General features: G+C 74.2%; 12 protein-coding genes. 5 read left to right on the top strand and 7 right to left on the bottom strand.

Going from position 1 to position 15039, the window contains the following annotated elements; genetic code table 11:
- Positions 1-18: 18 nt before the first annotated feature.
- Complete coding sequence (locus K1J60_RS01140; RefSeq protein ID WP_220644474.1) at positions 19-1041, bottom strand: trypsin-like peptidase domain-containing protein; 1023 nt, start codon at positions 1039-1041, stop codon at positions 19-21.
- Positions 1042-1487: 446 nt separating this feature from the next.
- Complete coding sequence (gene pgm, locus K1J60_RS01145) at positions 1488-3128, bottom strand: phosphoglucomutase (alpha-D-glucose-1,6-bisphosphate-dependent) (protein WP_220644475.1); 1641 nt, start codon at positions 3126-3128, stop codon at positions 1488-1490.
- A gap of 149 nt (positions 3129-3277) precedes the next feature.
- Between pgm and K1J60_RS01150 the strand changes: the two genes are divergently transcribed.
- Positions 3278-3925 (top strand): class I SAM-dependent methyltransferase, encoded by a 648-nt coding sequence (locus K1J60_RS01150; RefSeq protein ID WP_220644476.1) that lies wholly within the window; start codon positions 3278-3280, stop codon positions 3923-3925.
- A gap of 203 nt (positions 3926-4128) precedes the next feature.
- Here K1J60_RS01150 and K1J60_RS01155 read toward each other — a convergent pair whose 3' ends face one another.
- From K1J60_RS01155 to K1J60_RS01170, 4 genes are read right to left on the bottom strand one after another with little or no spacing between them, the layout of a single operon-like run.
- Positions 4129-5133, bottom strand: a complete 1005-nt coding sequence (locus tag K1J60_RS01155; RefSeq protein ID WP_220644477.1) for a DUF5914 domain-containing protein — start codon at positions 5131-5133, stop codon at positions 4129-4131.
- Positions 5130-6221 (bottom strand): phytoene/squalene synthase family protein, encoded by a 1092-nt coding sequence (locus K1J60_RS01160; protein ID WP_220644478.1) that lies wholly within the window; start codon positions 6219-6221, stop codon positions 5130-5132. The genes K1J60_RS01155 and K1J60_RS01160 overlap by 4 nt, the downstream gene beginning before the upstream one ends.
- Positions 6218-7762: a phytoene desaturase family protein gene (gene crtI, locus K1J60_RS01165; protein ID WP_220644479.1), complete on the bottom strand. Its 1545-nt coding sequence runs from the start codon at positions 7760-7762 to the stop codon at positions 6218-6220. Before crtI ends, K1J60_RS01160 begins: the two co-directional genes overlap by 4 nt.
- Entirely contained in the window at positions 7759-9021 is a 1263-nt protein-coding gene (locus K1J60_RS01170; RefSeq protein ID WP_220644480.1) for a polyprenyl synthetase family protein, read from the bottom strand. Before K1J60_RS01170 ends, crtI begins: the two co-directional genes overlap by 4 nt.
- A 321-nt stretch (positions 9022-9342) precedes the next feature.
- Between K1J60_RS01170 and K1J60_RS01175 the strand changes: the two genes are divergently transcribed.
- The 4 genes from K1J60_RS01175 to K1J60_RS01190 all read left to right on the top strand — a co-directional run bounded on the left by K1J60_RS01175 (position 9343) and on the right by K1J60_RS01190 (position 13849).
- The gene (locus tag K1J60_RS01175) at positions 9343-9969 is read left to right on the top strand and encodes an RNA polymerase sigma factor (protein ID WP_220644481.1); all 627 of its coding nucleotides are present in this window, start codon (positions 9343-9345) and stop codon (positions 9967-9969) included.
- Between the two features lie 277 nt (positions 9970-10246).
- Positions 10247-11500: a lycopene cyclase family protein gene (locus tag K1J60_RS01180; RefSeq protein ID WP_220644482.1), complete on the top strand. Its 1254-nt coding sequence runs from the start codon at positions 10247-10249 to the stop codon at positions 11498-11500.
- A gap of 70 nt (positions 11501-11570) precedes the next feature.
- Entirely contained in the window at positions 11571-12299 is a 729-nt protein-coding gene (locus tag K1J60_RS01185) for a class I SAM-dependent methyltransferase (RefSeq protein WP_220644483.1), read from the top strand.
- Positions 12296-13849, top strand: a complete 1554-nt coding sequence (locus K1J60_RS01190) for an FAD-dependent oxidoreductase (RefSeq protein WP_220644484.1) — start codon at positions 12296-12298, stop codon at positions 13847-13849. The genes K1J60_RS01185 and K1J60_RS01190 overlap by 4 nt, the downstream gene beginning before the upstream one ends.
- Positions 13850-13872: 23 nt before the next feature.
- On the opposite strand, the gene K1J60_RS01195 is transcribed toward K1J60_RS01190, so the two are convergent.
- Positions 13873-15033: an NAD(P)/FAD-dependent oxidoreductase gene (locus tag K1J60_RS01195; protein WP_259407499.1), complete on the bottom strand. Its 1161-nt coding sequence runs from the start codon at positions 15031-15033 to the stop codon at positions 13873-13875.
- Positions 15034-15039 lie beyond the last annotated feature (6 nt).

A 15039-nucleotide genomic window follows, 5' to 3' on the forward strand; every position in this document is an offset into this window, starting at 1 on the left:
CCGCCTCCTTGTCCATCGTCAGGTGACGCCGCCCTGGGCGTCGTACATCGCCTTGACCGCGTCGTCGAAGTAGGCGGCCTCGTTCCAGCCGGTGGAGGTGACGGTGCTCATCACCCCGTTGACGGATCCGAGGCCGCTCGAGTCGTTGAACTCCCGCAGCCAGGGCCCGCCGCTGGAGCCGCCGCCGAAGTTGCACTGGAGCTCGATGCCGCCGTCACCGGCTGCCCGTGTCGTGCCCGTGCACGCCCACTGGATCTCGCCGCTGTCGAGGTTCCCGGGGTAGCCCAGAATCGTGATGGGCTGTGTGCGCGAGAAGTTCCAGCTCATGCCGTGACCGCCGGTGACATTGACGATCTTGTTCCCGTTGAGCGGCCAGGTGGTCACCATGGCCACGTCGCGCCTGAGGTCACTGCTGTTGATCCAGGCGTTGAACGTGCGCATCTGCTTGGCGGCGAAGGTGCCGAAGGGCCGGGCCCCGGAGCGGTAACGCGGCACATAGACCCAGTTCGTCATCCACGTGCCGCCGCTGCCGCCGTGGACGCAGTGCCCGGCGGTGACGACCATCTGTTTCGAGTCGCTGTTGAGGGCGCTCGCCGAACACGCGTAGGTGCCGCCGTTGCCGGGATTGGTGAAGAACACCTTGCCCACCGCGGCGGATTCGTTGATGCGCGGGGCCGGTGCGTCGGAACGGGCAGGGGCGGCCGGGATCTTCCCCGGCTTCCCGGTGGGGCCGGGCGTCTCACCGGCGCGCGGCCCTGGCGCGGCGGGCCGTTTGTCGAGCGAGACGGCCTTCGCCATCCGCTCGGGCGTCCAGTACCGCTCCAGTGCGGCAAGGTCCTGTGCCGAGTCGACCGGGGCCCCGCTCGACAACCGCGCGATGTGGCTGACGTCGGCGCCGTTCCCGGCGGCGGGATCACCTGCGGTGACCCGTGACGTGGCCGCGCCGGGGACGGGCGCCGCCTCGGCGGCCGTCGCCGTACCGATCAGTGCCAGTACGGTGGCCGCGGCCAGCGGAAGTATCGCGTGTCTGAAACTGCGCACGAACTGTCTCCCTCGATGGTCGGTGCAGTGCCTGTCTCTGACGGCAGAGCCGATCAGTGTGCGGAGCACAGCGAACCTAGGCGGGACAGGGACATGCCAAACAGCCCCAGACAAGCCGCTCTGTTCCTCGCCGCGAGGAGACCTGCTATTCGGCCGGTCCGGATTGCCGCTTGTCTTGCGGGCCCGGGTGTCGTGGGCAGCGTCGTGGTGCCGGTCGCACCTGCTCCCGGACCGGCGGGGGTGGAGAGGCCGCTCCCGCCGGGGACCCGGCCGACACCTGTCAACGGCACCGCCGCCGCACGCCGGGCTGTCGTGAACCGGCCGGACAGGGAGATGTGCCAGGACGGCGACGGCCGTCGTTTTGGCGGGTAACCAGCGTGGCGGTGGACGGACCGACGACGTTCAGGCCGTCAGGCCGTCAGGCACCGCCTGTTCGGCCCCGCGCGTCAGCTGCCCAGTGCTGTGAGCACCACCGACCTGGCCTCGTCCTGGACGCGGCGCAGGTGGTCCGGGCCGAGGAAGGACTCGCCGTAGATCTTGTAGACGTCCTCGGTGCCCGAAGGGCGGGCCGCGAACCAGGCGTTGGCCGTGGCGACCTTGATGCCGCCGAGGGCCGCGCCGTTGCCGGGGGCCGCCGTGAGGACCGAGGTCACCGGCTCACCGGCGAGGGTGTCGGCGGTGACCTGGCGCGGGGACAACTTGGCGAGCAGCGCCTTCTCCTCGCGGGACGCCGGGGCGTCGACGCGCGCGTAGGCGGGGGCGCCGAAGCGTTCGGTGAGCCCGGCGTAGTGCTGCGAGGGCGTCTTGCCGGTGACGGCCGTGATCTCGGAGGCGAGCAGCGCCAGGATGATGCCGTCCTTGTCGGTGGTCCACACCGATCCGTCGCGGCGCAGGAAGGACGCGCCGGCCGACTCCTCGCCGCCGAACCCGAGCGTGCCGTCGGACAGTCCGTCCACGAACCACTTGAAGCCGACCGGGACTTCGACCAGTTGCCGGCCGAGGTCCGCGGCGACCCGGTCGATCATGCTGGACGACACCAGGGTCTTGCCGATCCCGGCGGTCGCGGGCCACTGCTCCCGGTGCGAGAAGAGGTACGAGATCGCCACGGCCAGATAGTGGTTGGGGTTCATCAGACCCCCGTCCGGCGTGACGATGCCGTGCCGGTCGGCGTCGGCGTCGTTGCCGGTCGCGATGTCGAACCGGTCGCGCCGCTCGATGAGCGAGGCCATGGCGTACGGCGAGGAGCAGTCCATGCGGATCTTGCCGTCCCAGTCCAGCGTCATGAAGCGCCAGGTGGGGTCGGTGAGCGGGTTCACCACCGTGAGGTCGAGCCGGTGCTGTTCGGCGATGCGGCCCCAGTAGGCGACCGAGGCGCCGCCGAGCGGATCGGCGCCGATGCGGACGCCGGCGGCCCGGATCGCCTCCAGGTCCAGCACGCTCGGCAGGTCCGCCACGTAGGCCCCGAGGAAGTCGTGGCGGCCGGTGCCGGGGGCGGCCAGGGCACGGGCGTACGGGATGCGCCGTACGTCCTTCAGGCCGCTCGCGATGATGTCGTTGGCACGGTCCTGGATCCAGGAGGTCGCGTCGGAACCGGCCGGTCCGCCGTTCGGCGGGTTGTACTTGAAGCCGCCGTCGGCGGGCGGGTTGTGCGAGGGGGTGACCACCACGCCGTCGGCGAGGCCGGACGTACGGCCGCGGTTGTGGGTGAGGATGGCGTGCGAGACCGCCGGAGTCGGCGTGTAGCCGTCGGCCTGGTCGATGAGGACGGTCACGTCGTTGGCGGCGAACACCTCGAGGGCCGTGATCCGCGCGGGCTCGGACAGGGCGTGGGTGTCGGCGCCGAGGAACAGGGGGCCGTCGGTGCCCTGGGCGGCGCGGTACTCGCAGATGGCCTGGCTGGTGGCCGCGATGTGGTCGTCGTTGAACGCCGTCGCCAGGGACGACCCGCGGTGTCCCGAGGTGCCGAAGGCCACTCGCTGCCCGGGCTCGGCCGGGTCCGGACGCAGGGCGTAGTACGCCGTGACCAGACGGGCCACGTCGATGAGGTCCTCGTGCCCGGCGACCTGGCCCGCTCGCGCGTTCTGCATGTCCCCGCTCCTCCGCAAAGGTCGACCGTTGAGTACGGTGCTCATTCTCCCCTGCCCGGCCCGTGGGGACGCACGCGCACCGGGCGCCCGTTGTGGCCGGTGCGCGGTGGGTGCGACGATACGGGCCGACGAGGCGAAGGGACGTCGACGTGAGCCATGGGGACCGACGGCCGCCCGCCGCCGTGCTGTTCGACGCGCTGGGTCCCGCCTACGAGAAGGCGTTCGCCCGTGCTCCCGCCCATCTGTCCGCCCTGGAGTGGCTGGTCGAGCGGCTGCCGCCTGCCGCGCGGACGTTGGACGTGGGCAGCGGCACCGGGCGGCCGACGGCGGCCGCGCTGGTCGAGGCGGGCCACTGTGTGCTGGGTGTCGACGTCTCCCCCGTCATGGTCGAACTCGCCGCCCGCCAGGTCCCCGAGGCCGAGTTCCGCCGCGTCGACATCCGTGATCTGCCTCTCGACGCCGACTCGTTCGACGGCGTGTGCGTGTTCTTCTCGCTGCTGCAGATGACCCGTGCCGAACAGGCTGCGCTGATGCGGCGCCTCGCCCTCGCCCTCAGGCCGGGTGGCCATCTGGTGCTGGCCACGGTGCCCGCGGACGAGGACGACGTCGAGGTGGTCTTCATGGGCCGGCCGGTCCGCGCGACCAGCTTCGCCGAGGAGGGCGTCATCGACATGGTGGAGGCGGCGGGGCTGACGGTCCTGTCCCGGCACGGCACCGTCTTCACCCCGGACCATCCGGGCGCCGGCCCCGAACCCCATCTCTTCCTGTACTGCCGTCGCGACGGAACCGGCGACTGACGCTCGGCGTCCGGTCACTGACGCTCGGCCCCGGGGCGCTCCGGCGGACGTGACCGAACGGATGCGCGCCCGGGGTTTCCGAGCCGCAGACGGGCTCGGCCCTCATGGGGGTCCCTGGCCGCAGCCAGCCCTCTTGAGGTCCCGAGCCGCAGACGGGCCCGGCCCTCATGCGGGTCCCGAACCACGGACGGCCCCGAGCCGGTTCACCCGGGAAAGCGTCCCGTGGAGCGCAGGTGCCAGCGCCGCTCCGCGTAGGCAAGGTCGTCGCGCCACAGGCGGCCCGCGGCGGCCCGCACGAGCGGTCGCAGGAGCGGCGCCGCCCTGCGGGCCAGGACGAAACCGGGCCGGTCCGAGGCGGCCACGACGGCCTCCACCACGGCTGTCCGGGGCCGACCCCGGTCGTCGGGAGCGAGCGGTGTCGCATGGGTCTCCACCACCGAACCCTCGCCCTCGCCCTCGGTGATGCGCATGACGACCGTGCGCGGCTCGGGCGCGGTGAACACCGCCCGCACGGGCACGACGAGTCGCCGGGCGAGCCGGAACGACACGTCGACCGTGAACCCGTCGTCCGGTCCGGCGGGCGCGTCGACGACGGTCAGGTCGACGAAGGAGTACGGGTGGAACCAGGCGCCGTGCCACGGATCCAGCCGGTTGGCGACGACGTCCTCCGGCTCGCAGACGCCGACGCCGACGTAGACCGCCGACAGCGACGCCGCACGGGCCGGCCGCACCGGCACCACCGGCGCCTCCAGCGGCGACTCGCCGCCCACGTCGTCCAGACGCACCCACACCAGCACTCCGTCGTCATGGGCGGGCAGCGGCTCCCACCCCGCGAACGGGCCGCCGGACAGGGCGAGTCCGTGCCAGTGACAGATGAGGGTGCCGCAGCGCACCGGGCTGTCCTTCAGCGGCGCGCCCAGATGGGGGCAGATGCCGGGCCCGGCGACAGGTCGGCCGTCCGTATCGCGCCATACGACGACCTCCCGGCCGGCGATCGTCCGGGCCAGCGGGCGGTCGTCCCGGAGGTCCCGGGTCTCGCCGACGACGTACCAGTTGCCCGACGGGCGTGCCTGCGCCCGCTTGAGGGCCTCGGCGATCACGGCCGGGCGGGCCTCGCGCCACGTGGGCCGCTGTCGTTCCCAGGGCACCGGGTCACGGTGCAGGGAGAGGGGATACCGTCCGCGGCGGGCGGGACGTCGGGGGCTCACGCGACCTCCTCGTGAAGCGGGTTGGGCGAGACGGTGACGGCGGGCGGCTCGTGTCCGGCGGCGGGTGGGGCGGCCGGCGCCGGCGGTACCGTCCGCCGTGCCCCGGCGCGCGCCGCGGTCCGTGCGGCCATCCGTGCGGCCGCCCGTGCCGCCGTCAGGCGCACGAGCCCGTCGACGGCCACCGCGGCGCGCCGTCGCCGGGGGACCACGGCACGGCGGTGCAGGACCGCGTACCCGTCACGGGCGACGGCGTCCAGGATGCCGCCGTACAGCACGAACGCGGTGCGGATGCAGGGGCGTGAGACGGGGTCGAGCATGGCGAGGCCCGGAGCGGCCTCGCGGTAGACGCCACGGGTGAGGTCCTCGAAGGCCCGCAGTGCCTCGGTGATCCGCCGGTCGCGGTGGCCGGTGCGGCGGCTCCACGTCAGCAGTTCCCGGTGCGCTCCGTGGGCGCTCAGCAGGTCGGCGGGCAGGTAGAGGCGGCCCCGGTCCAGGTCCTCGCCGACGTCGCGCAGGAAGTTGGTCAGTTGGAAGGCCAGCCCGAGGGCGGCGGCGTGCGGGGCGGCCTCCTCGCGCGGGACCACCGTGCCGAGGATCGGCAGCATCTGCAGCCCGATCACGGCGGCGGAGCCGTGCATGTAGGTGCGCAGGTCGTCGTAGGTCGCGTAGTCGGTGACCTCCAGGTCGCTGCGCATGGACGCCATGAAGTCGCTGAAGTGCCGGTGGTCGATGGCGTACCGACGGGCCGTGTCGGCGAGCGCGAGGACGACCGGCTCGACGACGTCGCCCCGGCCCCCGCCGCGGGCGTGGGCGTCCCGCAGGCCGCGTTCCAGGCGCTCGTGGAGGAGCGCGAGGTCCGCCGCGCGGGCGTGCGCCGGCGCGTCGGTGTCCAGGGAGTCGACGATGTCGTCGGCCCAGCGGGCGAAGCCGTAGAGCGCGTGCACGGCGGGACGGCGTTCCACGGGCAGCAGCCGGGTGGCGAGGAAGTAGGTCCTGCCGTGCCGGGCGTTGAGGCGGCGGCAGCGCGTGTAGGCGTCGCGCAGCACCGGCTCGGTGATGCCCGCCGCGTCGAGTTCGCGGGCGGTCATGAGGAGGTTCCTTCCGGTGCGGCCGACGCGGTGCGCCGGCGTCTGGGGACGGGGGTCGCATGTCGGCCGGTGATGCGGGCGGCGGCGAGCTTGCCGGACAGCAGGACGGTCGGCACGCCGACGCCCGGGGTGGTGCCGCAGCCGGCGAGTACGGCGTTGGCGGTGCCGCGTACGAGGTTGCGCGGCCGGAACGGGCCGGTCTGCGCGAAGGTGTGGGCGGCCGAGAAGGGGGTGCCCGCCGCGTGCCCCTGGGCGTGCCAGTCGGCCGGGGTGACGAGGGCCTGCTCCTCGACGGCGTCGGCGAGGCCGTCGAATCCGCGCCGTTCCAGCTCCCTGAGGACGCTGTCGCGGTAGCGGGGAGCCAGGTCGCCCCACGCGGCGGCGTCGGGTCCGATGTCGGTGTTGGGGCAGGGCGCGAGGATGTAGTGCAGGTGGTGGCCCGGCGGGGCGAGCGTCGGGTCGGTGGCGGTGGGGCGGGTGATCAGCAGGGACGGGTCGCTCATCAGGCTGCCGGTACGGGTGAGTTCGTCGAAGGTGCGTCGCCACGCGGTGCCGAAGGACAGGGTGTGGTGGGCGAGTTCGGGCCAGGTCCGGTCGGTGCCGGCGTGCAGGACGACGGCCGACGGGGCGTGCCTGATGCGCAGCGGACGGCGGGGCGGTCGGCCCAGCAGGGCGTAGGCGACGGACAGGTCGGGAGTGAGGACGACGGCGTCGCACGGGATGCGTTCGTGCGCGGTGACCACGGCGGTGACGCGGTCGCCGGAGCGTTCCAGCCGGACGACGTCCCGCCCGAACCTCAGGTCCGCGCCGGCCTCGGCGGCGGCGTCCGCCATGGCCTGCGGCAGGGCGTGCATCCCGCCGCGGGGGAAGTACACCCCGGCCACGGTGTCCATGTAGGCGATCACGGCGTAGGCGGCGAGGGCCCGCGCCGGCGGGACGCCCGCGTACAGCGCCTGGAAGGAGAAGACCCGGCGCAGGCGTTCGTCGCGCAGATGGCGGCCGATCCCCGCGTCCAGCCGCCCGAAACCGCCGAGCGCGGCGAGCCGCGCGAGGTCCGGGGTGAGCAACTGGAAGGGGGAGTCGAAGTTGGTGTCGATGAAACGCCTCATCTGTGCCCGGTACAGCCGCTCCAGCCAGCCGCGCAGCCGCCGGTAGCCCGCCGCCTCCTCGGCGCCCGCGAAGCGCTCGACCTCCGCCTCCATGGCGTCGGCGTCGGTGTGCACGTCGATGCCGCTGCCGTCCGCGAAGAGGGCCCGGTAGGCCGGGTGCAGGGGGATGAGGTCGACCCGGTCGCGCAGGGTCCCGCCGACCGCGGCGAAGGCCTCGTCGGCGATCTCGGGCATGGTCAGCACGGTGGGGCCGGTGTCGATGCGGTAGCCGCCGCGCTCCAGGCGTCCGGCGCGGCCGCCGGGCAGCGCGTCGCGCTCGACGAGCGTGACCCGGCGGCCCGCTCCGAGCAGGTGCAGGGTGGCCGCCAGGCCGGAGAGTCCGGCGCCGACGACCACGACGTGGTCCGTGCGTCCGGGAACGGTCCTGGTCATCGGGCGGCTCCCTCGACGGCGCCCAGCAGGAGGGAGACCGGCACACCGTTCAGGGGACCGTGAGGGGCGGAGGAAGGAGGCGGTGGCGGGTTTCCGGCCGTGGTGTGCAGCAGTTCCCGCAGGCGCAGTCGGCCCTCCGCCTCCAGCGTGGCGGACTCCAGATGACGCAGGCCCTGGGCTACCAGACGGTCGATCTTCGCCTCGACGATGTCGCGCGCGCCGGTACGGACCAGCACGTCACGGACCTCGGCGAGACGGTGCTCCGACAGATCGGCTCGGCCGAGGGAGCGCCGCAACAGGGAGAGGGCACGCCGGTCGTCGGCCGCCTCGGCCCGGGCCTGCGCCACGGCGACCAGGTAGGTGGGCTTGCCGGCCCGGATGTCGCCCCCGGTGGGTTTGCCGACGTGCCGGGGACCGCCGAAGACGTCGCCGAGGTCGTCCCGGAGCTGGAAGGCGATGCCGACGCACCGGCCCGCCGAGCACAGGGCCCGGGTCCGTGCGGCGTCCGCGCCCGCCAGCGCCGCTCCGAGGGCCAGGGGGCGCTCCACGGAGTACAGGGCGCTCTTCAGACAGGCGGCGCGGATGGCGCGGGCCAGGGACCGGGAGGAGGTGGCCTGGCCCTGGACGTCCAGGTACTGCCCGGCCACCATCTCGGTGCGCATGGTGCTCCACAGCTCGCGGACGGCGTGGCCGGCGACCGGTGCCGTCCTGGTGGCCGCGACGATGTCGTCCGCCCAGGCCAGGGCCAGATCGCCCGCGAGGATCGCCGCGGCCTCTCCGAAGCGCGCCCCGTGGCTCGGTTCCGTGACGTCGGCGTACTGCGCGGCGACGTCGGCGTGCAGGGCGAGTCGGCCGCGGCGCAGCCGGGAGCCGTCCATGACGTCGTCGTGGACCAGCGCACAGGTCTGGATCAGTTCGAGTGCGGCGCCGATACGCAGGGCGGCCTCCGCCTCGGCGGCTCCTCCCCCGCACGCGCGCAGGGCCCACCAGACGAAGCGCGGCCGCATGAGCTTGCCTCCGTCCAGGGCGAAGCGGGCGACGCGCTCGGCCAGATCCGCCGCGAAGACCGGGTCGAGCGCGGCGGCCCGTTCGGTGCGCTCCGCCAGCAGGCCCTCCAGTACGCGTCGCACGGCCCCGGGGACGTCGCGGTCGACGGCGTGCGGGTCGCACGCGTCCGCCGGGGCGTGGGAGGGGTCCTCCTCGGGGGATCCGGGCGGTGACGCTGCCGCAGGGTGATCCTTCGCGTCGCTGGGGCCCATCAGGGTTCCTTCCGTCGCCGGCAACAGCGGTGTCTGCTTCAACGCCTTCCGTGGCAGAGGCGCGCACGGATGCGCCGGAAGAGTGAAAAGGCACCGCCGGTTCGCGCTACGGGCCGCCGCGCGTGCGACAGCGCGACGCGATACGACGCAAAGCGCTGCACAGGCGATGCAAGTTGTCTCCCTCGGGTCGGCCCTCGCAGGGTGGAGGAGTCGCAGCGGCCCGGCGACAGGGGCCCGGCCCGGAGGGGACGGGTGCCCCGGCAGCACGCCCGTCAACCCGTGGGGCGCGACGAACCTCAGCCCTCACAAGGAGCAGACGCCATGACTGCACAGCAGGCCACCAGGCACACCCACGACGGCGTCCCGCCTCGGGGCCCGGCGGAGGACGCTCCTGCGTGCGAGGACCTGGCAGCCGGTTTCGTCGCCGGGGACGAGGGCTGCCTGACCGCCGTCTACCACCGTTGGGGCCCACTCGTGTTCACCCTGGCCCGGCGCTCCCTCGGCGACGCCCGGGAGGCGGAGGACGTCAGGCAGTCGGTGTTCCTCGCCGCGTGGCGCGGCCGGGCCGGATACGCCCCGGAGCGCGGCCCCCTGGGGGCCTGGCTCGTCGGCATCACCCGACGCAAGATCGCCGACGCCCTGGCGGCACGGACGCGGCGGGCCGAACTCGTGGCGGCGGCCGGAGCGCACATGACCGAGGCGCCCGTGAACCCCGACACGCTGCCCGACGCCGTGCTCGACCGGGTCCTGATCGGCCGCGAGTTCACCCGGATCCCGGCACCCCAGCGCCTGGTGCTCACCCTCGCCTTCTACGACGACCTGACGCAGACACAGATCGCCGAGGTCACCGGCTGGCCGCTGGGGACCGTCAAGAGCCATGCGCGGCGCGGACTGCGACGCCTGAGCCATCGTCTGCGCGAGGAAGGCATCCTGGACCACTCGGCGTGACACCCGAATCGATGCGCGATCGAGGCGCACGCATGAGGGGCGCGACGCGCGGCGCCCCGCGGCCGGCGGGGAAACCGCTCCCCGTCGGTCGAGCCTGCCACCGAGGCCGCCCCCGCGACGGGAAACTGACGGAGGGCCGACCTCCCCGCCCGCCCCCGTCGGCGCGGAAGAACGCGCACGGATGCGGAGGAACGCCGGTGAACGCCGGTGAACGCCGGTGAACGCCACCGAGCACGCTGAGCACGCTGAACACAGGACAACGAGGAGGGAGCCGCAGGTGCTGGAAGCCGACGTGGTCATCGTGGGCGCGGGAGCGGCCGGGCTGTCCCTCGCCCACCGGCTGTCGCGACGCGCCCCCGGCGAGCCCCGCCTGTCGGTGATCCTGGTGGACGCGCCACCCGGCCCGCTGCGTCCCCCGAGCCGCACCTGGTGCTTCTGGGAGAGGGGCCCCGGCCCGTACGACGCCGCCCTCAGCGCCGTCTGGCGGCGGCTGCGGGTGCGGACCCCCGAGGGCCGGATCCTTCAGAGGGACATCGCGCCCCTGACCTACAAGATGCTCCGCTCGGACGACTTCGAGGACCTCGTCTCGCGCGAACTGGCCCGCGGTGACGAGGTCCGCCGTCTGGAAGCGGCCGTCGAGACGGTGGACGGCGTCGCCGGCGGAGCAGAGCTCCTCGCCCGTTCCGGCGAGGGCTCCCCCCTGACCGTCCGCGCCCGCTGGGTCTTCGACTCCCGGCCCCTCGGGAGCCTGCCCGCCGCCCGCACCACCCTGTTGCAGCACTTCCACGGCTGGTTCGTCCGCACCCGGCGACCGGTGTTCGACAGCGGCACGGTGGAGTTCATGGACTTCCGGGTGCCGCAGCCGCCCGGCGGACTCGCCTTCGGCTATGTCCTGCCCACCGACAGCGACCGGGCGCTGGTGGAGTACACCGAGTTCTCCGGTGCCGTCCTGCCCCGTGCCACCTACGACACCGCGCTGCGTCGCTACAGCGAGGACGTGCTGGGTCTGGGCGGCTTCGAGGTCGTCGCGACGGAGAGCGGCGTGATCCCCATGACCGACGCGCGCTTCGACCGCCGATCGGGGCCTTCGGTGTTCCGCATCGGTACGGCCGGAGGCGCCACACGGCCGTCCACCGGCTATACGTTCTCCGCGATCCAGCGGCAGACACGAGCGATCGCCGCCGCACTGCGCGCGGGCCGGAACCCCGCGCCTCCCCCCGCTCACTCGGCCCGCTCGCGCGCGATGGACGCCGTACTGCTGAGAGCCCTGGACAGCGGCCGGGTCGACGGCGCCGCCTTCTTCACCCGGTTGTTCTCGCGGGTTCCGGCGGAACGCCTGCTGCGGTTCCTGGACGGGGGGACCCGCCTGCACGAGGATCTCGCACTCGGCCTGCGCACGCCCGTGCTCCCGATGCTCCGCTCCGCGGTGGAGCTTTCCTGGCTGCCCCGCGGATGGGCCGAAGAGCCCTTCTCCGCCGAACAGCCCTTCTCCGGCGGACCGTTCCCGGACCGCGACCCCGGCCGCCCATGACCGGCACGGCGACCTTCCGTGCTCCGGACCGAGGGCGGCGACCTTCCGTGCACCGAACCGAGGAGATCTCATGACGCTGCTCCGCGACGAGGACCTGTCCGCCGCGTTCGACCACGCCTCGCGCAGCTACGACACGCTGGTGTCCGCCAATCCCGGCTATCACGGCCAGTTGCGCCGCTCGGCCCGCCGCCTCCGTCTGCCCCGGCGGGGGGCCGGCCTGCGCGTCCTCGACCTCGGCTGCGGGACCGGCGCGTCCACCGCCGCGCTCGCCGCCGTTCTCCCCGAGGCGGAGATCACCGCGGTGGACGCCTCGGCGGGCATGTTGGAGCGTGCGGCCCGCAAACCCTGGCGCGAGGGGGTGAGCTTCGTACACGCTCCCGCCGAGCGGCTGGCGCAGGCCGGGGTGGAGGGGCCGTTCGACGCGGTGTTCGCCGCCTACCTCTTCCGGAACGTCACCGATCCCGACCGCGTCCTGTCGACGGTGCGCGACGTCCTGGCTCCCGGGGGCCGCCTGGCGGTGCACGAGTACACCCTCAGCGGCCGGGCCCTCCACCGCGCCGTGTGGACGGGCGTGTGCCGTGGCCTGGTCCTGCCCGTCGCCACCGTCCTCGGCGACGGCGGCCTCTACCGCCATCTGTGGCGCAGCGTGGTGGAGTTCGACACCGCGGACGACTTCGCCGCGCGGGCCCGCTCCCAGGGCTTCGAAGCCGTGCGGGTACTGCCCCTGCCCGGATGGCAGACCGGCATCACGCACACGATCGTCGCCCGCCGACCGACCACGGCGGGGGACGGCCGATGAGGGCCCGCAGGGGCAACGACCCGCTGCGGCCCGGCAGGGACCGGCGGGTCCGCAGGCTGAACGCGGTACCGGGCGCTCCGCGCTGCATGGGCGACCGGCCGCCGACGGCCGCTGTCGTCGGCGGCGGTATCGCCGGCCTGGCGGCCGCGACAGCCCTCGCGGAGCGCGGCGTGCGGGTCACCCTCCACGAACGGGAGGCGACCCTCGGCGGACGTCTGGCCGGCTGGCCGACCGTCCTGTCCGACGGGACCACCGTCACCATGAGCCGCGGCTTCCACGCGTTCTTCCGCCAGTACTACAACCTGCGCGGGCTGCTGCGGCGGACCGATCCCACCCTGACCCGCCTGCGGGGACTGCCCGACTACCCCCTGCGACACGCCGACGGTCTCCACGACGGTTTCCGGTACGTCCCGCGCACCCCGCCGTGGAGCGCGCTGGGCTTCGTCGCCCTGAGCCCCTCCTTCGGGCTCCGGGACCTGTTCCGTATGAACCTGGTCGCCGCGCTGCCCCTCCTGGACGTGCGGGTCCCCGAGGTCCACACCCGTCTCGACGGCGTCAGCGCCCGCGACTTCCTCGACGCGATCCGCTTCCCCGAGGCCGCGCAGCACCTCGCGTTCGAGGTGTTCTCCCGCAGTTTCTTCGCCGATCCACGCGAACTGTCCGCGGCCGAGATGGTCCTCATGTTCCACATCTACTTCCTCGGCTCGGCCGAAGGACTCCTGTTCGACGTCCCCGACGAGCCCTTCCCCACCGCCCTGTGGGACCCCCTCGCCGCCTATCTGCGCGGCCACGGGGCCGACCTGCGCACCGGGACCCCGGTCGAGGCGGTCGAGCCCACGCCCGACGGCGGCTTCCTCGTCGCCACCGGTCAGGAGGAACGACGGTACGACGCGGTCGTCCTGGCCCTCGACACGATCGGCCTGCGCCGCCTCGTCCAACGCTCCCCACGGCTGGCGGACGCGGCGTGGCGCGAACGGGTGGCGGGACTGCGGAGCGCGCCGCCCTTCCTGGTCTCCCGGCTGTGGCTGGACCGCCCCGTCGCCGCCGACCGTCCCGGCTTCCTGGGCACCGCCGGCTACGGCCCGCTCGACAACGTCAGCGTGCTCGACCGCTGGGAGGGCGAGGCCGCGCGCTGGGCGGCCCGCACCGGCGGATCCGTCGTGGAACTGCACGCCTACGCCCTGTCCGACCGCGCGCCCCACGACGTCGAACAGAAGCGTCTAATGGAGCAGTTGCACCGGGTGTACCCCGAGACGCGCGCGGCGACGGTGCTGGACGAACGGCACGAATGGCGGGCCGACTGCCCGCTGTTCCCGGTCGGCGAGTACGACGCCCGGCCCACGGTCCGCACCGGTGACCCCGCTCTGGTGGTCGCCGGGGATCTGGTCCGCACCGGCCTCCCGGTCGCCCTCATGGAGCGGGCGGCCACGAGCGGATTCCTCGCCGCCAACGCGCTGCTGGAGCGGTGGGGGGTCAGGGGCCAGACCCTGTGGACCGTCCCCGACGGCGCCCGCGGCCCCCTGCTGCGCCGCCTCGCCCGCGTCGGCTGAGCCCGTCGTGGGCGCCGGGACGATCAGTGCGGAGTCTCGGGGAGACCGGCCAGGCGCCGCGCCCAGAAGGCGTGGTGGCTCCAGCGGGTCTCCTGGGCGTGGGCAGAGCGGTGGCCGCGCACGTACGCGGTCCGCGCGGCCGCGACCTGGTGCGCGTAGTCGGCGAGGGCCGAGTCGTCGCCGCGCCCCGTGCGGCTCAGGTGGGCGTCGACGGCGCGGCCCGCGCTCAGCCCGGTGTACAGGGCGGTCAGGACGCCCTGGGAGGACAGCGGGTCGAAGCAGAGGGCCGCGTCCCCGGCGGCGGTCCAGCCGTCTCCGTACACCCGGTCCAGGTGCGCGGTGTGCGCGGCGGCCCGGCGCGGCGCGTCGAACGGCGCGGACGGGTCCCCCTGCGGCCGGACCCGCCGGGACACGTGCCGGGTGGCCAGCATCCGTCCCCGGAAGTGGTGCGCGGCGTAGGGGGCGGCGGGCAGGTCGGTGTCGGTGAAGTAGGCGACCAGGCGCCCGCCGACGGGCTGCGGGGCGGTGTACCACCAGCCGTCCTCGTCGGACTCGACGAGCGAACAGCGCTCGGTGTCCCGGGGGTCCGCCGCGAGCGGAGCCAGGAGGGCGGTGAGCCGATCCCGGACCCGCCGCCGCGCACCGCACCGGACGGCGATCGCGGCGGCACGGCCGGTGGCGTCGACCAACCAACGGCAGCGCACCGTACGCTCACCGCCTGCTCCTACGCCTACGCCGCCACCGGCCACGGCGCGGCTCGTGCCGCAGCGCAAGGTCACGGTCCAACTGCCGTCCGGGCGCCGTGCGGTTCCGCGTACGGCCGTGTCCTCGGCGACCTCGGCCCCGGCCGCGCGGGAGGCGTCACGCAGCCGTCGGTCGAACAGCTGCCGGTCGAGGTGCCAGCCGTGCCCGTGCGGGTCGTTGACGAAGTCCACGGCGCGCAGGTCGGCCGAGCCCCACGCCGACAGGGTGCCGTAGCAGCGCAGATGCCCGGGTCCGAGGACGCGGTCGGTGACGCCGAGATCGCCCAGTACGACCCGTCCGGCGGGCACGAGCGTCTCACCGACCTTCGGCGGCCCGGTGCCGGCGTCCGCCAGCAGGACCCTACGGCCGGCCCGGGCGAGGGTGAGCGCCGCGGCACACCCGGCCGGGCCGCCGCCCGCCACCACCACATCGAAAGGCACCGTTCC

The sequence above is a fragment of the Streptomyces akebiae genome, from assembly GCF_019599145.1.
GTDB lineage: Bacteria > Actinomycetota > Actinomycetes > Streptomycetales > Streptomycetaceae > Streptomyces > Streptomyces akebiae.